The sequence below is a fragment of the Bacillus sp. SG20033 genome, from assembly GCF_044570195.1.
In the GTDB taxonomy this organism is placed as follows: Bacteria; Bacillota; Bacilli; order Bacillales; family Bacillaceae; genus Bacillus; species Bacillus subtilis.
The window spans coordinates 1,806,022-1,825,110 of the sequence record NZ_CP172606.1; the positions used below are offsets into that span (position 1 = coordinate 1,806,022).

The window sequence follows — 19,089 nt, forward strand, 5'->3', positions numbered from 1 at the left end:
AAAAGGTGACCGTTCTGTGAAGACGATACATATTACACATCCTCATCATTTAATAAAAGAGGAGCAGGCAAAATCAGTGATGGCGTTAGGTTATTTTGACGGCGTTCATCTCGGGCATCAAAAGGTAATCGGCACAGCGAAGCAAATAGCCGAAGAAAAAGGTCTGACATTGGCTGTGATGACCTTTCATCCCCATCCTTCTCACGTGTTGGGCAGAGATAAGGAACCAAAGGATCTGATTACGCCTCTTGAAGACAAAATAAACCAAATTGAACAATTAGGCACAGAAGTTCTGTATGTCGTTAAATTTAATGAAGTGTTTGCTTCTCTTTCTCCTAAGCAGTTTATAGACCAGTATATTATCGGCCTTAATGTGCAGCACGCAGTGGCAGGCTTTGACTTTACGTACGGCAAATACGGCAAGGGAACAATGGAGACCATGCCGGATGATTTAGACGGAAAAGCTGGGTGCACAATGGTAGAAAAATTGACGGAGCAGGATAAAAAAATCAGTTCTTCGTATATCCGTACCGCGCTTCAAAACGGAGATGTTGAATTGGCGAATGTCTTGCTTGGACAGCCTTATTTTATTAAAGGAATTGTCATTCATGGTGATAAAAGAGGGCGGACCATCGGGTTTCCGACAGCAAATGTCGGTTTAAATAACAGCTATATCGTTCCGCCCACAGGTGTATATGCCGTAAAAGCGGAAGTGAACGGCGAAGTTTACAATGGCGTTTGCAATATTGGCTATAAGCCGACGTTTTATGAAAAGCGCCCTGAGCAGCCTTCGATCGAGGTCAATCTGTTTGATTTCGATCAGGAAGTATATGGAGCCGCTATAAAAATCGAATGGTATAAACGGATTCGGAGCGAGCGGAAATTCAATGGCATCAAAGAATTAACTGAACAAATTCAGAAAGATAAGCAGGAAGCCATCCGTTATTTCAGCAATTTGCGGAAATAACTTGCAACGCACACAAATTTTATTCTAAAATATTTGCATATAGGCGCGATTTTTAGTATGATAGTTTTCGTAGTCTTAAAACCATTGCTTGGCAATCCGAAGTCACCGACGGTTGCTAGGTAACTGGGGCTAAATATGATTTGGAGGTGAAACAGGATGGCAATTACTCAAGAGCGTAAAAACCAACTCATCAATGAGTTCAAAACACACGAATCTGATACTGGATCTCCAGAAGTTCAGATCGCTATCCTAACTGACTCAATTAACAACTTGAACGAGCATTTACGTACTCACAAGAAAGACCACCACTCACGTCGCGGTCTTCTTAAAATGGTAGGTAAGCGTCGTAATCTTCTTACGTATCTGCGTAATAAAGACGTAACTCGTTACCGTGAGTTAATTAACAAACTAGGCTTACGTCGATAATCGTAAAAAGCGGGAGGATTCCCGCTTTTTTATCGTATTAAAGCGAAATTTCTTATAACAAATCATTGAAATCCTTTTACATACTACTTTGACATTGATATGTTCAATTCATTTCGTTCATAATAGGAGTAATTGATTATTTCACACAACGAAGAGAGGAGTTCGTAATTGTATGGGACAAGAAAAACATGTCTTTACCATAGATTGGGCCGGAAGAACGCTTACTGTTGAAACCGGCCAGCTTGCCAAACAGGCAAATGGTGCTGTGATGATCCGCTACGGTGATACAGCAGTGCTTAGTACAGCAACCGCTTCAAAAGAACCTAAACCGCTTGATTTCTTCCCTCTTACTGTAAACTATGAAGAAAGATTATATGCGGTAGGGAAAATTCCGGGCGGATTTATTAAAAGAGAAGGACGTCCAAGTGAAAAAGCGGTTCTTGCCAGCCGTTTAATTGACCGTCCGATCCGTCCTTTGTTTGCCGATGGATTCCGTAATGAAGTTCAAGTCATCAGCATTGTCATGAGTGTTGACCAAAACTGCTCTTCAGAAATGGCTGCCATGTTCGGTTCATCTCTTGCACTTTCTGTATCGGATATTCCGTTTGAAGGACCGATTGCAGGGGTTACTGTCGGACGCATTGATGATCAATTTATCATTAACCCGACAGTCGATCAGCTTGAAAAAAGCGACATCAATCTTGTCGTTGCCGGCACGAAAGATGCGATTAACATGGTAGAAGCGGGAGCGGACGAAGTTCCTGAGGAAATCATGCTTGAGGCCATTATGTTCGGCCATGAAGAGATTAAACGCCTGATTGCATTCCAAGAAGAAATTGTTGCAGCAGTCGGCAAAGAGAAATCTGAAATTAAGCTCTTTGAAATTGATGAAGAGCTTAATGAAAAAGTAAAAGCTTTGGCAGAAGAGGATCTGCTGAAAGCCATCCAAGTTCATGAAAAGCATGCCCGTGAAGATGCCATTAACGAAGTGAAGAACGCAGTTGTGGCAAAATTCGAGGATGAAGAACATGATGAAGACACAATCAAGCAAGTGAAGCAGATTTTATCCAAGCTGGTGAAAAATGAAGTTCGCCGCCTGATTACTGAAGAGAAAGTAAGACCGGACGGCCGCGGTGTCGATCAAATCCGCCCGCTCTCTTCAGAGGTTGGCCTCTTGCCAAGAACGCACGGTTCAGGTCTATTTACAAGGGGACAAACTCAGGCCCTCAGCGTATGTACGCTAGGTGCTCTGGGAGATGTGCAAATCCTTGACGGCTTAGGTGTCGAAGAGTCGAAACGGTTTATGCATCATTACAACTTCCCGCAATTCAGCGTTGGGGAAACAGGACCGATGCGCGGACCGGGACGTCGTGAAATCGGACACGGAGCACTGGGTGAGCGTGCGCTTGAGCCAGTTATTCCGTCTGAAAAAGACTTCCCTTATACTGTCCGTCTTGTTTCAGAAGTGCTTGAATCAAACGGTTCTACATCTCAAGCAAGCATTTGCGCAAGCACACTTGCAATGATGGATGCCGGTGTACCGATTAAAGCGCCAGTTGCTGGTATTGCAATGGGTCTTGTCAAATCAGGCGAACATTACACTGTCTTGACTGACATCCAAGGCATGGAAGACGCGCTCGGAGATATGGACTTTAAAGTAGCGGGAACTGAAAAAGGCGTAACGGCCCTGCAAATGGACATTAAAATTGAAGGCCTTTCCAGAGAGATTCTTGAAGAAGCGCTTCAGCAGGCGAAAAAGGGCAGAATGGAAATCCTCAACAGCATGCTTGCAACATTAAGCGAATCAAGAAAAGAGCTTTCTCGATATGCGCCTAAGATCTTAACAATGACCATTAATCCTGATAAAATCCGCGATGTCATCGGACCAAGCGGAAAACAAATCAATAAGATCATCGAAGAAACCGGTGTTAAAATTGATATTGAGCAGGACGGCACAATCTTTATTTCCTCTACAGATGAAAGCGGCAACCAAAAAGCGAAAAAAATCATCGAAGACCTTGTTAGAGAGGTTGAAGTCGGCCAACTTTACCTAGGTAAAGTGAAACGGATTGAAAAATTCGGGGCTTTCGTTGAAATTTTCAGCGGAAAAGACGGTTTGGTGCACATTTCAGAGCTTGCGCTTGAACGCGTAGGGAAAGTTGAAGATGTTGTAAAAATCGGAGACGAGATTCTTGTCAAAGTCACTGAAATTGATAAACAAGGACGAGTGAATTTATCCCGCAAAGCGGTGCTCCGTGAAGAGAAAGAAAAAGAAGAACAACAATCTTAAATGAAAACATAAAAGGAGCCTGGGAGACCCGGCTTCTTTATTTTGAAGCTTTTCAAAAGCAGGCGGGTTCTACCTTGTCCTTCTCCTTCATAATGTGAGGTGAGGGGGGACAGAACATGTACAAAAAATTTGTACCGTTTGCCGTTTTTTTATTTCTTTTTTTTGTCTCATTTGAGATGATGGAAAATCCGCATGCACTTGATTATATAGGGGCAATGAAAAAAGATACGGTGACTGTCACGGCGTCAAAAGACCCGTTATATGAAGAATTGCTTCAAAAAGCGCCGGAGTACGAAGTTAAACCCCAGAATGCAAGAATTGATAAAGTGTGGAAAAGAATTCCAGGCTACAATGGATTAAAGGTCAATATTGAACAATCATATAAAAAAATGAAAAAGAATGGCGAGTTTCGGGAAAAAGATTTGGTGTACAGCCAAGTAAAACCAAGTGTTCATCTTGAGTCACTTCAGCCTGAGCCTATTTATAAAGGAAATCCTGACAAACCGATGGTGGCTTTTTTAATCAATGTGGCATGGGGAAATGAGTATTTGGAAAAAATGCTCCCTATTCTGCAAAAGCACCAGGTTAAAGCTACGTTCTTTTTAGAAGGCAATTGGGTGAGAAACAATGAACAGCTCGCTAAGAAGATTGCAAAAGACGGACATGAAATCGGAAATCATTCATACAATCATCCGGATATGAGCAAACTGACTACAGGAAGAATTTCCGAGCAGCTCGACAAGACTAATGAACAAATAGAACAAACGATCGGCGTTAAGCCAAAGTGGTTCGCTCCGCCAAGCGGAAGTTTCAGAAAAGCGGTTATCGACATTGCAGCAGAGAAACAGATGGGAACAGTCATGTGGACAGTTGATACAATCGATTGGCAAAAGCCGGCTCCGTCTGTACTTCAGACGAGAGTGTTAAGCAAGATACATAATGGTGCCATGATTTTAATGCATCCGACTGACCCTACGGCGGAAAGTCTTGAAGCGCTGATTACAAAGATAAAAGACAAAGGATATGCGCTTGGAACAGTCACTGAACTAATGGATGAAACAAGACTATTGAAGTAACAGATGAAGGCAGCTTGTCTTTGAATAGGAGGAACAAATTTGATTAAACGATATACGTGTCAAAATGGTGTAAGAATTGTGCTGGAAAATAATCCGACAGTCCGTTCTGTTGCGATCGGTGTATGGATCGGCACAGGTTCGAGACATGAAACGCCGGAGATAAACGGAATTTCTCACTTTTTAGAGCACATGTTCTTTAAAGGGACGAGCACAAAATCTGCACGCGAGATAGCAGAATCTTTTGATCGTATTGGCGGCCAGGTCAATGCGTTTACTTCAAAGGAATATACCTGCTACTATGCAAAGGTGCTTGACGAGCATGCGAATTACGCGCTGGACGTATTAGCAGATATGTTCTTTCATTCAACGTTTGATGAAAACGAGCTGAAAAAAGAGAAAAATGTAGTATATGAAGAAATTAAAATGTATGAAGATGCGCCGGACGACATTGTACATGATTTATTGAGCAAAGCCACTTACGGCAATCATTCTTTAGGCTACCCAATTCTAGGCACGGAAGAAACGCTTGCTTCCTTTAACGGTGACTCTCTCAGACAATACATGCATGATTATTATACGCCGGACCGAGTGGTGATTTCGGTAGCGGGCAATATATCTGACAGTTTTATCAAAGATGTAGAAAAATGGTTCGGGTCATACGAGGCGAAAGGCAAAGCGACAGGCCTTGAGAAGCCTGAGTTCCACACGGAAAAACTGACGAGAAAAAAAGAAACAGAGCAGGCTCATTTGTGCCTTGGATTTAAAGGCTTAGAGGTTGGCCATGAACGTATTTATGATTTAATCGTCCTCAACAATGTGCTCGGAGGCAGCATGAGCAGCCGGCTGTTCCAAGATGTGCGTGAAGATAAAGGACTTGCTTATTCTGTTTACAGCTATCACAGCTCATATGAGGACAGCGGAATGCTCACGATTTACGGCGGAACGGGTGCAAATCAGCTTCAGCAGCTGTCGGAAACAATTCAAGAAACCCTTGCCACATTAAAACGTGACGGCATTACCTCGAAAGAACTGGAAAACAGCAAAGAGCAAATGAAGGGAAGCTTAATGCTGAGCTTAGAAAGCACAAACAGCAAAATGAGCCGAAACGGAAAAAATGAACTGCTGCTCGGCAAACATAAAACATTAGATGAAATCATCAATGAATTAAACGCCGTGAACTTAGAGCGTGTTAACGGCCTTGCCAGACAATTGTTTACCGAAGACTATGCATTAGCACTTATCAGCCCTTCCGGCAATATGCCGTCTTAAAAAGGAAAGCCTGCTCCATAATGGAGCAGGCATTTTTTAATCCCTTTCATCATACATAGTACAAGGGGGTGACAGACATGCGGCTCAGTGAATTATCAGGAAAGGAAATTGTAGACATCAAAAGAGCTGAACGGCTCGGAGTGCTCGGCCAGACCGATTTGGAAATCAATGAACAGGATGGACAGATTACAGCACTCCTCATTCCCACAGTTAAGTGGTTTGGTTTGAGAAAGCAAGGTCATGACATTCGTGTCCCATGGCACCATATTCAAAAGATCGGTTCAGATATGATTATATTAGATGTACCTGAGGAAATGCCTCCTCGACAAGAGTAAATAGCCCAATTGACTGTGAAGCGGGCTCTAAAGAAAACATCTGAAACATCGGCTGCCGGAGCCGATGTTTTTTTATATGGAAAAAGCGCATCTTTTATATTCACCGGTATTTCCTTTTGATCATAAGATGAAGGGGAGCTTAACAACTAGAGATCCAGTATATACAAAGAAGGTGAACGTTTAGAATGTTAACCGGATTGAAAATTGCAGTTATCGGCGGTGACGCAAGACAGCTCGAAATTATAAGAAAGCTCACTGAACAGCAGGCTGACATCTATCTTGTCGGTTTTGACCAATTGGATCACGGTTTTACCGGGGCAGTAAAATGCAATATTGATGAAATTCCTTTTCAGCAAATAGACAGCATCATTCTTCCAGTATCCGCGACAACAGGAGAAGGTGTCGTATCGACTGTATTTTCTAATGAAGAAGTTGTGTTAAAACAGGACCATCTCGACAGAACGCCTGCACATTGTGTCATTTTCTCAGGAATTTCTAACGCCTATTTAGAAAACATTGCAGCTCAGGCAAAAAGAAAACTTGTTAAACTGTTTGAGCGGGATGACATTGCGATATACAACTCTATTCCGACAGTAGAAGGAACGATCATGCTGGCTATTCAGCACACGGATTATACGATACACGGATCACAGGTGGCCGTTCTTGGTCTGGGGCGCACCGGGATGACGATTGCCCGTACATTTGCCGCGCTCGGAGCGAATGTAAAAGTGGGGGCAAGAAGTTCAGCGCATCTGGCACGTATCACTGAAATGGGGCTCGTTCCGTTTCATACCGATGAGCTGAAAGAGCATGTAAAAGATATAGATATTTGCATTAATACCATACCGAGTATGATTTTAAATCAAACGGTACTTTCTAGCATGACACCAAAAACCTTAATATTGGATCTGGCCTCACGTCCCGGGGGAACGGATTTTAAATATGCCGAGAAACAAGGGATTAAAGCACTTCTTGCTCCCGGGCTTCCAGGGATTGTCGCTCCTAAAACAGCTGGGCAAATCCTTGCAAACGTCTTGAGCAAGCTTTTGGCTGAAATACAAGCTGAGGAGGGGAAATAAGGATGTCGTCATTAAAAGGAAAAAGAATCGGGTTTGGGCTGACCGGGTCGCATTGCACATATGAAGCGGTTTTCCCGCAAATTGAGGCGTTGGTCAACGAAGGAGCTGAAGTCCGTCCGGTTGTCACATTTAATGTAAAATCCACAAATACCCGATTTGGAGAGGGCGCAGAATGGGTTAAAAAAATTGAAGAGCTGACTGGATATGAGGCCATTGATTCGATTGTAAAGGCAGAACCTCTTGGGCCGAAGCTGCCCCTTGACTGCATGGTCATTGCGCCTTTAACAGGCAATTCAATGAGCAAGCTGGCAAATGCCATGACGGACAGCCCGGTGCTGATGGCGGCAAAAGCGACAATCCGGAACAATCGGCCTGTCGTTCTGGGTATCTCGACAAATGATGCTCTTGGTTTAAACGGAACAAATTTAATGAGGCTCATGTCAACAAAAAATATCTTTTTTATTCCATTCGGGCAAGACGATCCCTTTAAAAAACCGAATTCAATGGTAGCCAAAATGGATCTGCTACCGCAAACGATTGAAAAGGCACTCATGCACCAGCAGCTTCAGCCGATTCTAGTTGAGAATTATCAGGGAAATGACTAAATTTACAGAAAATCTTTCCCAAACTAAAAAATTCGGTCATCACCCGCATATTCTATGGTAAAATAAAACGTAAAATCATAGTCAAATCAATTCAATGAAGCTGATTGGCGGAAGGAGTTTTACAGATGGGAAGAGGTTTACACGTAGCTGTTGTCGGAGCGACAGGGGCTGTGGGACAACAAATGCTTAAAACACTTGAAGACAGAAACTTTGAAATGGACACACTTACATTGCTATCTTCAAAACGCTCTGCGGGGACAAAAGTCACATTTAAAGGCCAAGAGCTGACTGTTCAGGAAGCTTCTCCTGAGAGCTTTGAAGGGGTAAATATTGCTTTGTTCAGCGCCGGCGGAAGCGTATCACAAGCATTGGCACCAGAAGCTGTAAAACGCGGCGCTATTGTTATAGATAATACGAGCGCGTTCCGCATGGATGAAAATACACCGCTTGTTGTGCCAGAAGTGAATGAGGCAGACTTGCATGAACACAACGGCATTATTGCCAATCCAAACTGCTCTACAATCCAAATGGTTGCGGCACTTGAACCGATCCGCAAAGCATATGGCTTAAACAAAGTCATCGTATCAACTTACCAGGCAGTATCAGGAGCGGGTAATGAAGCTGTAAAAGAGCTTTACAGCCAAACACAGGCGATTTTAAATAAAGAAGAAATAGAGCCTGAGATCATGCCTGTAAAAGGTGACAAAAAACACTATCAAATCGCCTTCAACGCGATTCCGCAAATCGATAAATTCCAAGATAACGGCTATACGTTTGAGGAAATGAAAATGATAAATGAAACGAAAAAAATCATGCACATGCCTGACCTTCAAGTAGCGGCTACATGTGTGAGACTGCCAATCCAAACTGGGCACTCAGAGTCCGTCTACATCGAAATAGACCGTGAAGACGCTACAGTTGAAGATATTAAAAATCTATTGAAAGAAGCTCCGGGCGTGACACTTCAGGATGATCCAAGCCAGCAGCTTTATCCGATGCCTGCTGATGCTGTCGGCAAAAACGATGTGTTTGTAGGCCGCATCCGCAAAGACTTGGACAGAGCAAACGGTTTTCATTTATGGGTTGTTTCTGATAACCTATTAAAAGGCGCGGCATGGAACTCTGTTCAAATTGCAGAAAGCCTGAAAAAACTAAACCTCGTATAAAAGAGAGAATTTTCTAAAGACGAATAGAAGAGAGTAAGGCGCTATCAGCCTGCTCTCTTCTGTTACGTCCGAATAATTTGGAGTGAAAACAGTGAAGATAATTGTTCAAAAGTTCGGCGGAACATCAGTAAAAGATGATAAAGGCCGCAAACTGGCTTTAGGGCATATTAAAGAAGCAATCAGTGAAGGATATAAGGTTGTCGTTGTCGTTTCAGCGATGGGCCGAAAAGGAGACCCGTATGCAACAGATTCTTTGCTCGGGCTGCTTTACGGCGATCAGTCAGCGATTTCTCCTAGGGAACAGGATTTGCTTTTATCTTGCGGAGAGACTATTTCCTCTGTCGTCTTTACAAGCATGCTGCTTGATAACGGTGTGAAAGCAGCTGCGCTGACAGGGGCTCAGGCTGGCTTTTTAACGAATGATCAGCATACCAATGCGAAAATCATTGAAATGAAACCGGAGCGTTTATTCAGTGTGCTCGCCAATCATGATGCAGTAGTCGTCGCAGGCTTCCAGGGCGCAACTGAAAAGGGTGATACAACAACAATCGGCAGAGGGGGCAGCGATACGTCTGCAGCCGCACTCGGAGCAGCTGTTGATGCGGAATACATCGATATTTTCACCGATGTAGAAGGCGTGATGACTGCTGACCCAAGAGTGGTGGAAAATGCAAAACCGCTTCCTGTTGTGACGTATACAGAAATCTGCAACCTGGCGTATCAGGGGGCCAAGGTCATTCATCCGCGTGCGGTGGAAATCGCAATGCAGGCCAAGGTTCCGATCCGCGTCCGTTCGACTTATTCGAATGATAAAGGTACATTGGTGACATCACATCACTCTTCCAAGGTCGGCAGTGATGTTTTTGAAAGGCTGATTACGGGAATCGCCCATGTCAAAGATGTCACGCAGTTCAAAGTGCCTGCGAAAATCGGCCAGTATAACGTTCAGACTGAAGTGTTCAAGGCTATGGCAAACGCTGGAATCAGTGTCGATTTCTTTAACATTACACCTAGTGAAATCGTCTATACGGTAGCCGGAAATAAAACAGAAACAGCTCAGCGTATTTTAATGGATATGGGCTATGATCCAATGGTGACGAGAAACTGCGCGAAGGTATCGGCGGTCGGCGCGGGCATTATGGGTGTTCCCGGTGTTACGTCCAAAATTGTATCGGCTCTTTCAGAAAAAGAAATTCCGATCCTTCAGTCGGCTGACAGCCATACGACGATATGGGTGCTTGTCCATGAAGCGGATATGGTTCCTGCTGTAAACGCTTTGCATGAAGTGTTTGAACTTTCGAAGTAAATGTGATTGAATCATGATGAGGTGAATAAAATGAATTTCGGAAATGTGTCTACAGCGATGATTACACCCTTTGACAATAAAGGGAACGTAGACTTTCAAAAACTGTCTACACTGATCGATTACTTGTTGAAAAACGGAACGGATTCTTTAGTAGTAGCGGGAACAACTGGAGAATCTCCGACCCTATCAACTGAAGAAAAAATTGCGCTTTTTGAATATACGGTAAAAGAAGTAAACGGACGGGTGCCGGTTATCGCTGGTACTGGAAGCAACAATACGAAAGATTCCATTAAGCTGACAAAAAAAGCTGAGGAAGCGGGCGTGGACGCTGTTATGCTTGTTACCCCGTATTACAATAAACCTTCTCAAGAGGGAATGTACCAGCATTTTAAAGCAATTGCGGCAGAGACATCTCTTCCGGTTATGCTCTATAATGTTCCTGGCCGTACCGTTGCTTCTCTTGCTCCTGAAACGACGATCCGTTTGGCGGCGGACATTCCGAATGTGGTTGCGATTAAAGAAGCAAGCGGAGACCTAGAAGCGATTACAAAAATTATTGCTGAAACACCGGAAGACTTCTATGTCTATTCAGGGGATGACGCTCTGACGCTTCCTATTCTTTCAGTTGGAGGAAGAGGAGTTGTATCAGTGGCGAGCCATATTGCAGGCTCTGATATGCAGCAAATGATCAAAAATTATACGAATGGGCAAACAGCTAATGCGGCACTGATCCATCAGAAACTGCTGCCGATTATGAAGGAACTGTTTAAAGCGCCTAATCCTGCTCCAGTCAAAACAGCGCTTCAGCTGAGAGGTCTTGATGTCGGTTCTGTGCGTCTGCCTCTAGTCCCGTTAACTGAGGATGAACGTCTGAGCTTAAGCAGCACGATCAGCGAACTGTAAGAAAATTTCATACAGTGAAACAAACGCGGTCATTCTCACATTCAGCTGAGTTTGACCGTTTCTTTTACATATTGGTTTTCCCTAAACCTTCTGCTTTATCTTGTTTTCTAAATTTACTTTCAGTTATAATAGGAACAAGTGATGATGGACGGGTATGAGACTAGGAGGATATAGATTTTGAAAAAGAAAAATACAGAAAACGTTAGAATTATCGCCCTTGGCGGTGTCGGAGAGATTGGGAAGAACCTTTATGTCATTGAAATTGACTCAGACATATTTGTCGTTGATGCCGGCCTTATGCATCCAGAAAACGAAATGCTCGGTATTGATGTAGTGATTCCTGACATATCATATTTGATTGAACGGGCTGACCGCGTCAAGGCAATCTTTTTAACGCACGGGCACGATGAAAATATCGGCGGCGTTTTTTACTTATTAAACAAGCTGTCCGTTCCAGTGTACGGAACAAAATTGACGCTTGCACTGTTAAGAGAGAAATTAAAACAATACGGACATAACCGAAAAACTGATTTAAGAGAAATTCACTCCAAATCTGTCATTACATTTGAATCAACAAAGGTATCGTTCTTTAGAACGATTCACAGCATTCCTGATTCTGTAGGTGTGAGCTTTAAAACATCACTTGGATCTATTGTATGCACGGGAGACTTCAAATTTGACCAAACACCTGCACTTAATCAGACGTGCGACATTGGCGAGATCGCCAAGATCGGCAATAGCGGCGTGCTCGCTCTGCTTTCTGACAGTGCAAATGCGGAACGGCCGGGTTACACCCCTTCGGAAGCGGCTGTCAGCGGAGAAATTTCGGATGCGCTGTATAATTCACAGAACCGGGTGATTATTGCTGTTTTCGCATCCAATATTAACCGGATTCAGCAAGTCATTCATGCAGCGGCTCAAAATGGCAGAAAGATTGCCGTAGCCGGAAAAAATCTTCAATCTGTCCTGCAGCTGGCGAGAAAGTTAGGATATATTGAAGCAGATGATGAATTGTTTATTTCTGTACAGGATGTCAAAAAATATCCGAAGCGCGAAGTGGCCATTATTACAGCCGGAAGCCAAGGTGAACCATTAGCTGCTTTGACAAGAATGGCAAACAAAGCTCACAAACAGCTGAACATTGAAGAAGGGGATACGGTGGTCATTGCGTCAACTCCGATTCCCGGGCAGGAACTCATTTACTCTAAAACAGTAGATCTTCTTGCGAGAGCCGGTGCACAAGTCATCTTTGCCCAAAAGCGTGTTCATGTATCAGGCCACGGCTCACAAGAAGAGTTAAAGCTGATGATCAACCTGCTTAAACCAAAATATTTGATTCCTGTAAACGGCGAATACAGAATGCAAAAAGCTCATTCAAAAATCGCTGAAGAAACCGGCATGAAGCGCAGTGACATCTTCTTAATTGAAAAAGGCGACGTCGTTGAATTCCGCGGCCAAAACGTAAAAATTGGGGATAAAGTTCCTTACGGCAATATTTTAATTGATGGTTTAGGTGTCGGTGATATCGGCAATATCGTATTGAGAGACCGCCGCTTGCTTTCACAGGACGGAATTTTAATCGTTGTCATTACACTTGATAAACAAAAGAAACATCTTGTATCAGGACCAGAAATTATCACTCGCGGCTTTGTTTATGTAAGAGAGTCTGAAGGTCTTATCGTACAGGCTACTGAGCTTGTCCGGTCCATCGTGACAGAAGCGACTGAAACATCAAATGTCGAATGGTCAACGCTGAAGCAGGCAATGCGGGATGCTTTGAACCAATTCCTTTATGAAAAAACGAAACGTAAACCGATGATCATCCCAATTATTATGGAAGTATAATGACTGACTAAAGACCGGAGCTGCTCCGGTCTTTATTTTTTGTCCTTCAAGCCGGGATTGAATGAAGTATCTTTGTTCATAATACAAAGAGAAACTCGGAAAGGATGAAAGCGAGATGGATCATCGTATGGAAAACACAGAAGAAGAGCGTCCTGAAAAAAATGATGCGAAGGACAGCATTATGAATAAAATACAGCAGCTTGGTGAAACGACGCTTCCGCAGCTGCCCCAAGATACAAATATTCATTGTCTGACCATTATCGGACAAATTGAAGGCCATGTTCAGCTTCCTCCGCAAAACAAAACAACAAAATATGAACATGTCATCCCGCAGATTGTGGCAATTGAACAAAATCCTAAAATTGAAGGCTTGCTGATCATATTAAATACTGTCGGAGGAGATGTTGAAGCTGGTCTTGCCATAGCGGAAATGCTTGCATCTTTATCGAAACCGACCGTTTCTATCGTGCTTGGCGGGGGGCATTCAATCGGCGTTCCGATTGCTGTATCCTGTGATTACAGCTATATCGCCGAAACAGCAACGATGACGATTCATCCAGTTAGGCTCACCGGGCTGGTCATCGGGGTGCCGCAAACGTTTGAATACCTGGATAAGATGCAAGAAAGAGTTGTTAAATTTGTGACAAGCCATTCCAATATAACCGAAGAGAAGTTTAAAGAGCTAATGTTTTCAAAAGGAAACTTAACACGCGATATCGGAACAAATGTGGTCGGTAAGGATGCAGTTAAATACGGATTGATCGATCACGCAGGCGGTGTCGGACAGGCAATCAATAAACTGAATGAGCTCATCGATGAAGCAAGGAAAGAAGAAGGACGGATGATTCAATGATTCTTTATACCGTGATGCCGCAGGAAATTGTGTTTGCAGAACAGAACCAAGAGAAAAGCGCACATGAGCAAATTGAATATAAAGGTGTACCGCTTCTAGTCGAAATGAAAGGGAATGAAGCGGAAGTCATTCAAATCATGAGCACCAATCCAATGCATTTTCTGCATCCGGACATTTCACCGGGACAAAAGCTGAAATTAAACGTATAAGAATCCAACCCTTTTTTAAGGGCAAAATATGCTATAATAGGGGAATCCTACAGAAAAAACGCAGCCTGTAAACGGCTGCTTTCTTCATTATGTATGAACTTACATTTTTTAACGCAGTAAGGTGATGAGTGTGGCAAAGAAAAAACGAAAATCAAGAAAAAAACAGGCGAAACAGCTCAATATAAAATACGAGCTCAACGGATTGCTGTGTATAGCCATTTCAATTATCGCAATCTTGCAGCTGGGGGTAGTCGGGCAAACGTTTATCTATTTGTTCCGCTTTTTTGCTGGAGAGTGGTTTATTTTATGCTTGTTAGGTTTATTGGTATTAGGAGTCTCACTGTTTTGGAAGAAAAAAACCCCAAGCCTTTTAACGAGACGAAAGGCCGGGTTGTACTGTATCATCGCAAGCATATTGCTGCTTTCTCACGTGCAGCTATTTAAAAATTTGACGCACAAAGGGTCTATTGAGTCTGCAAGCGTGGTGCGCAATACGTGGGAATTATTTTTAATGGACATGAATGGCAGCTCTGCTTCACCTGATTTAGGCGGAGGGATGATCGGTGCGCTGCTGTTTGCGGCTTCACACTTTTTGTTTGCGTCGACTGGTTCTCAGATTATGGCAATTGTCATGATTTTGATCGGAATGATTTTAGTAACAGGACGCTCGCTACAAGAAACGCTAAAAAAGTGGATGAGCCCGATTGGACGTTTTATAAAAGAACAATGGTTAGCATTTATTGATGATATGAAATCCTTCAAATCAAATATGCAGTCATCGAAAAAAACGAAAGCGCCGAGCAAAAAACAAAAACCGGCCCGCAAAAAACAGCAAATGGAACCGGAGCCTCCTGATGAAGAGGGGGATTATGAAACAGTATCGCCTCTTATTCATTCAGAGCCGATTATCTCAAGCTTTTCTGATCGTAATGAAGAGGAAGAGTCTCCAGTTATAGAAAAGCGCGCCGAACCTGTGTCGAAGCCGCTTCAGGACATCCAACCGGAGACAGGTGATCAGGAAACTGTTTCTGCTCCTCCTATGACCTTTACAGAGCTCGAAAATAAGGATTACGAGATGCCGTCACTGGATTTGCTGGCAGATCCGAAGCATACCGGCCAGCAGGCTGATAAAAAGAATATTTATGAAAATGCGAGAAAGCTTGAACGCACATTCCAAAGCTTTGGCGTAAAGGCGAAAGTCACACAGGTTCATCTCGGACCGGCCGTAACAAAATATGAAGTATATCCTGATGTCGGAGTGAAGGTTAGCAAAATTGTCAATTTAAGCGATGATTTAGCGCTTGCGCTTGCTGCGAAGGATATCAGGATCGAAGCGCCTATACCAGGCAAATCAGCAATCGGAATTGAAGTTCCAAACGCAGAAGTGGCAATGGTTTCGCTGAAGGAAGTGCTGGAGTCTAAATTGAATGACAGACCGGATGCGAAGCTGTTAATTGGACTCGGCCGCAATATTTCAGGTGAAGCTGTATTGGCTGAGTTAAACAAGATGCCCCACCTTTTGGTCGCAGGCGCAACCGGTAGCGGGAAAAGTGTCTGTGTCAACGGCATTATTACAAGTATTTTAATGCGCGCGAAACCGCATGAAGTGAAAATGATGATGATCGATCCTAAAATGGTAGAACTAAATGTCTACAACGGGATTCCGCATTTGCTTGCTCCGGTTGTAACCGATCCGAAAAAAGCGTCGCAGGCTTTGAAAAAGGTTGTCAATGAAATGGAGCGGCGGTACGAATTATTTTCTCATACGGGTACAAGAAATATTGAAGGATACAATGATTATATAAAACGCGCCAACAATGAAGAAGGAGCGAAACAGCCAGAGCTGCCCTATATTGTTGTCATTGTGGACGAGCTTGCCGATCTCATGATGGTCGCTTCATCTGATGTGGAAGATTCGATTACGAGATTGTCCCAAATGGCGCGGGCTGCCGGCATCCATCTTATTATTGCGACACAGCGGCCATCGGTGGATGTTATCACAGGGGTGATCAAAGCGAACATTCCGTCACGAATCGCGTTCAGCGTATCTTCACAGACGGATTCAAGGACCATTCTTGACATGGGTGGCGCTGAGAAGCTTCTTGGCCGCGGCGATATGCTGTTTTTACCTGTAGGGGCTAACAAACCTGTCCGTGTGCAGGGAGCATTTTTGTCGGATGACGAAGTGGAGAAGGTCGTCGATCATGTGATTACGCAGCAGAAAGCGCAATATCAAGAAGAAATGATTCCTGAGGAGACGACGGAAACTCATTCCGAGGTTACTGATGAACTTTATGATGAAGCTGTTGAATTAATCGTCGGCATGCAGACGGCATCTGTTTCAATGCTGCAAAGAAGATTCAGAATCGGCTATACGAGAGCGGCGCGCCTGATTGACGCAATGGAGGAACGCGGTGTTGTCGGACCGTATGAAGGCAGCAAACCTAGGGAAGTATTATTATCAAAAGAGAAATATGATGAGCTCTCTTCTTAATGAAGGGAGTTCCGCTTTCTATAGTTGTCAATAATAACATTATGTAAACTGGTCACCTTTCTATTTATTTTTTCGACAAAACATGATATAGTTGTCCCAATTGTTCAATAATTTTTATCGAAAGTGGTTTACGGAGGGGAAACATGTCTACAAAAGCTGATAATCGGCACTTGTATTTGAAAGTAATTGAACGAATTAAAGAGGATATAAAAAATGGGATCTACACTGAGAAGGAAAAGCTGCCTTCTGAATTTGAGCTTTCCAAAAAGCTTGGTGTCAGCAGAGCGACGCTAAGAGAAGCCTTGCGGATACTGGAAGAAGAGCATGTGATTATCAGAAGGCATGGTGTAGGCACTTTTGTCCATTCTAAGCCGTTATTTCTTTCGGGCATTGAACAGCTGAACAGTGTAACCAAGATGATAGAACAGGCGAATATGACCCCTGGCACGATTTTTCTATCATCACAAGTGCTTATGCCGTCTGAAGATGATACGAAGAGATTTCATTTGGCAGAAGGGCAAGAACTTTTTTACCTTGAACGAGTCAGGACAGCTGACGGACAGCCGATTGTGTATTGTATAGACAAAATTCCGATGAATATTTTGCCGAATTCTTTTTCTCATCAGCAAGAATCCATGTTTGACCTGCTTGAGAAAAATTCAGGCTCCGTAATCAGCTATGCAGTAACTGATATAGAACCGATCGGCTATCACGATACCATTTCTCCAGTACTTGAATGCGATCCGGAAACAGCTCTTTTGCTGTTAAAACAAACCCATTACGATCAGCACGATAAACCGGTGCTTTATTCTTTAAATTATTTTAGAGCGGATAAATTCAGATTTCATGTTTTGCGTAAACGATTCTAAAAACGGACGCCTGTATGTGTCTGTTTTTTTATTTGCACTGATTCATGTTTCTTTGTACATACTTTCATTCCGGTTAACGCAATATATAAGAGATGACAAGAAAGTGAATGGGTGAAAATGTTGAGAGAAAATGGAATGAAAAATATTATTGCATTGTCTTCCGTCCCGCTTGTGATGACACTCGGGAACTCCATGCTGATTCCTGTTCTTCCGATGATGGAGAAAAAGCTGTCTGTGACTTCATTTCAAGTGTCTTTAATCATTACTGTATACTCAGTAGTAGCAATTATTTGCATTCCGATTGCCGGATATTTGTCGGATCGTTTCGGGAGAAAAAAAATATTGCTTCCATGCCTCCTCATTGCAGGATTGGGGGGAGCCGTAGCTGCTTTTGCCTCGACCTATATGAAAAATCCTTATGCTATGATCTTGGCGGGGCGGGTTCTTCAAGGCATTGGTTCTGCAGGTGCCGCTCCGATCGTCATGCCGTTTATCGGCGACCTGTTTAAAGGAGACGATGAAAAGGTCAGCGCTGGTCTTGGCGATATTGAAACCGCCAACACGTCAGGGAAGGTACTGAGTCCCATACTTGGAGCCTTACTGGCTTCTTGGTATTGGTTTGTACCGTTTTGGTTTATTCCGTTTTTCTGTTTGATCAGCTTTTTGCTCGTATTGTTTTTGGTGGCCAAGCCTGAAGAAGATGAAGATGCGCCTGCTGTTTCTGAGTTTATTAAGAGTGTGAAGAAAATTTTTAAACAGGATGGTCGCTGGCTTTATACGGTCTTCATTATCGGGTGTGTCATTATGTTTTTGTTATTTGGCGTATTATTTTATTTATCAGATACGCTGGAGAACAAGTATGCTATTGACGGAGTAGCTAAAGGTGGATTACTGGCAATCCCACTTTTGTTTTTGTCAACCAGTTCTTTTATAGCTGGCAAAAAGATCGGTAAAGATAAAGGCCGAATGAAATTTTGCGTTGTTACAGGAATGATTCTGTTAACCCTTTCGTTTATTGCCTTGTGGTGGAACCACAGTTTTTATTTTTTATTTGTCTTTTTAAGCTTTGGCGGGATTGGGATTGGAATGGCTCTTCCTGCTTTAGATGCATTGATAACCGAAGGGATTGAAAGTGAACAATGCGGAACCATTTCCTCCTTCTACAATAGCATGCGCTTTATAGGAGTAGCTCTCGGTCCACCTGTTTTTGCTGCATTAATGTCTAATGCAAACTGGATTATTTTCATACTCTCGGCGTTTTGCAGCATCGTTTCTTTATTTTTAGTGCTCTTTACTGTAGATGCTAAAAAAAGTGAAGAAGAAGAAAAAAACTTAGGGACGGTCTAGCCAACCGTCTTTTTTTGCGCTTCCTTGCACAGTTTACAACTGTACCTATA

17 protein-coding genes are annotated in these 19,089 nt (G+C 43.1%); all 17 read left to right on the forward strand.

The genetic code is table 11. The features are described 5' to 3' along the window. Positions 1-16: 16 nt before the first annotated feature. The 17 genes from ribF to bcbE all read left to right on the forward strand — a co-directional run bounded on the left by ribF (position 17) and on the right by bcbE (position 19,039). Positions 17-967 (forward strand): bifunctional riboflavin kinase/FAD synthetase, encoded by a 951-nt coding sequence (ribF, locus tag ACFVP7_RS09580; protein WP_210216400.1) that lies wholly within the window; start codon positions 17-19, stop codon positions 965-967. Between the two features lie 156 nt (positions 968-1,123). Then, positions 1,124-1,393, forward strand: a complete 270-nt coding sequence (gene rpsO / locus ACFVP7_RS09585; RefSeq protein ID WP_003220957.1) for a 30S ribosomal protein S15 — start codon at positions 1,124-1,126, stop codon at positions 1,391-1,393. Positions 1,394-1,565: 172 nt separating this feature from the next. After that, entirely contained in the window at positions 1,566-3,683 is a 2,118-nt protein-coding gene (pnp, locus tag ACFVP7_RS09590) for a polyribonucleotide nucleotidyltransferase (protein ID WP_003231897.1), read from the forward strand. A gap of 116 nt (positions 3,684-3,799) precedes the next feature. Next, the gene (locus ACFVP7_RS09595; RefSeq protein ID WP_396583168.1) at positions 3,800-4,759 is read left to right on the forward strand and encodes a polysaccharide deacetylase family protein; all 960 of its coding nucleotides are present in this window, start codon (positions 3,800-3,802) and stop codon (positions 4,757-4,759) included. Between the two features lie 39 nt (positions 4,760-4,798). Beyond that, a complete protein-coding gene (locus ACFVP7_RS09600) occupies positions 4,799-6,028 on the forward strand; it encodes a pitrilysin family protein (RefSeq protein WP_003245717.1) in 1,230 nt (409 codons plus the stop codon). Between the two features lie 77 nt (positions 6,029-6,105). After that, positions 6,106-6,363 carry a YlmC/YmxH family sporulation protein gene (locus tag ACFVP7_RS09605; protein ID WP_003231890.1) on the forward strand — a complete coding sequence of 86 codons (258 nt, stop codon included), beginning with the start codon at positions 6,106-6,108 and terminating at the stop codon, positions 6,361-6,363. Positions 6,364-6,548: 185 nt separating this feature from the next. Further along, entirely contained in the window at positions 6,549-7,442 is an 894-nt protein-coding gene (dpaA, locus tag ACFVP7_RS09610; RefSeq protein ID WP_003231888.1) for a dipicolinic acid synthetase subunit A, read from the forward strand. 2 nt (positions 7,443-7,444) lie between these two features. Continuing rightward, on the forward strand, positions 7,445-8,047 hold the full coding sequence (gene dpaB, locus ACFVP7_RS09615) for a dipicolinate synthase subunit B (protein WP_088272326.1): 603 nt from the start codon (positions 7,445-7,447) through the stop codon (positions 8,045-8,047). A 125-nt stretch (positions 8,048-8,172) separates the two neighbouring features. After that, positions 8,173-9,213, forward strand: coding sequence for an aspartate-semialdehyde dehydrogenase (gene asd / locus ACFVP7_RS09620; protein ID WP_167559727.1), 1,041 nt, complete (start codon positions 8,173-8,175; stop codon positions 9,211-9,213). 91 nt (positions 9,214-9,304) lie between these two features. Further along, positions 9,305-10,519: an aspartate kinase gene (dapG, locus tag ACFVP7_RS09625; RefSeq protein WP_015483233.1), complete on the forward strand. Its 1,215-nt coding sequence runs from the start codon at positions 9,305-9,307 to the stop codon at positions 10,517-10,519. A 30-nt stretch (positions 10,520-10,549) separates the two neighbouring features. Further along, positions 10,550-11,422, forward strand: coding sequence for a 4-hydroxy-tetrahydrodipicolinate synthase (gene dapA, locus ACFVP7_RS09630; RefSeq protein ID WP_014476832.1), 873 nt, complete (start codon positions 10,550-10,552; stop codon positions 11,420-11,422). Positions 11,423-11,599: 177 nt separating this feature from the next. Next, the gene (rnjB, locus tag ACFVP7_RS09635; RefSeq protein ID WP_003231875.1) at positions 11,600-13,267 is read left to right on the forward strand and encodes a ribonuclease J2; all 1,668 of its coding nucleotides are present in this window, start codon (positions 11,600-11,602) and stop codon (positions 13,265-13,267) included. 115 nt (positions 13,268-13,382) lie between these two features. Next, positions 13,383-14,120: a translocation-enhancing protein TepA gene (gene tepA, locus ACFVP7_RS09640; protein WP_003245712.1), complete on the forward strand. Its 738-nt coding sequence runs from the start codon at positions 13,383-13,385 to the stop codon at positions 14,118-14,120. Next, positions 14,117-14,329 carry a TepA modulator TepJ gene (tepJ, locus tag ACFVP7_RS09645; protein WP_047182622.1) on the forward strand — a complete coding sequence of 71 codons (213 nt, stop codon included), beginning with the start codon at positions 14,117-14,119 and terminating at the stop codon, positions 14,327-14,329. Before tepA ends, tepJ begins: the two co-directional genes overlap by 4 nt. 130 nt (positions 14,330-14,459) lie before the next feature. Continuing rightward, on the forward strand, positions 14,460-16,823 hold the full coding sequence (gene spoIIIE, locus ACFVP7_RS09650; RefSeq protein WP_003245350.1) for a DNA translocase SpoIIIE: 2,364 nt from the start codon (positions 14,460-14,462) through the stop codon (positions 16,821-16,823). Positions 16,824-16,966: 143 nt separating this feature from the next. Continuing rightward, the gene (locus ACFVP7_RS09655) at positions 16,967-17,692 is read left to right on the forward strand and encodes a GntR family transcriptional regulator (protein WP_003245732.1); all 726 of its coding nucleotides are present in this window, start codon (positions 16,967-16,969) and stop codon (positions 17,690-17,692) included. A 135-nt stretch (positions 17,693-17,827) separates the two neighbouring features. Further along, a complete protein-coding gene (bcbE, locus tag ACFVP7_RS09660; RefSeq protein ID WP_031600514.1) occupies positions 17,828-19,039 on the forward strand; it encodes a bacillibactin exporter BcbE in 1,212 nt (403 codons plus the stop codon). Positions 19,040-19,089: the final 50 nt, after the last annotated feature.

What these genes read in the sequence shown, in the direction of transcription:
- rpsO (WP_003220957.1), top strand. Translation starts at nt 1,124, where the DNA reads ATGGCAATTACTCAAGAGCGTAAAAACCAACTCATCAATGAGTTCAAA.
- pnp (WP_003231897.1), top strand. Translation starts at nt 1,566, where the DNA reads ATGGGACAAGAAAAACATGTCTTTACCATAGATTGGGCCGGAAGAACG.
- ACFVP7_RS09595 (WP_396583168.1), top strand. Translation starts at nt 3,800, where the DNA reads ATGTACAAAAAATTTGTACCGTTTGCCGTTTTTTTATTTCTTTTTTTT.
- ACFVP7_RS09605 (WP_003231890.1), top strand. Translation starts at nt 6,106, where the DNA reads ATGCGGCTCAGTGAATTATCAGGAAAGGAAATTGTAGACATCAAAAGA.
- dpaA (WP_003231888.1), top strand. Translation starts at nt 6,549, where the DNA reads ATGTTAACCGGATTGAAAATTGCAGTTATCGGCGGTGACGCAAGACAG.
- dpaB (WP_088272326.1), top strand. Translation starts at nt 7,445, where the DNA reads ATGTCGTCATTAAAAGGAAAAAGAATCGGGTTTGGGCTGACCGGGTCG.
- asd (WP_167559727.1), top strand. Translation starts at nt 8,173, where the DNA reads ATGGGAAGAGGTTTACACGTAGCTGTTGTCGGAGCGACAGGGGCTGTG.
- dapA (WP_014476832.1), top strand. Translation starts at nt 10,550, where the DNA reads ATGAATTTCGGAAATGTGTCTACAGCGATGATTACACCCTTTGACAAT.
- tepA (WP_003245712.1), top strand. Translation starts at nt 13,383, where the DNA reads ATGGATCATCGTATGGAAAACACAGAAGAAGAGCGTCCTGAAAAAAAT.
- tepJ (WP_047182622.1), top strand. Translation starts at nt 14,117, where the DNA reads ATGATTCTTTATACCGTGATGCCGCAGGAAATTGTGTTTGCAGAACAG.
- ACFVP7_RS09655 (WP_003245732.1), top strand. Translation starts at nt 16,967, where the DNA reads ATGTCTACAAAAGCTGATAATCGGCACTTGTATTTGAAAGTAATTGAA.
- bcbE (WP_031600514.1), top strand. Translation starts at nt 17,828, where the DNA reads ATGAAAAATATTATTGCATTGTCTTCCGTCCCGCTTGTGATGACACTC.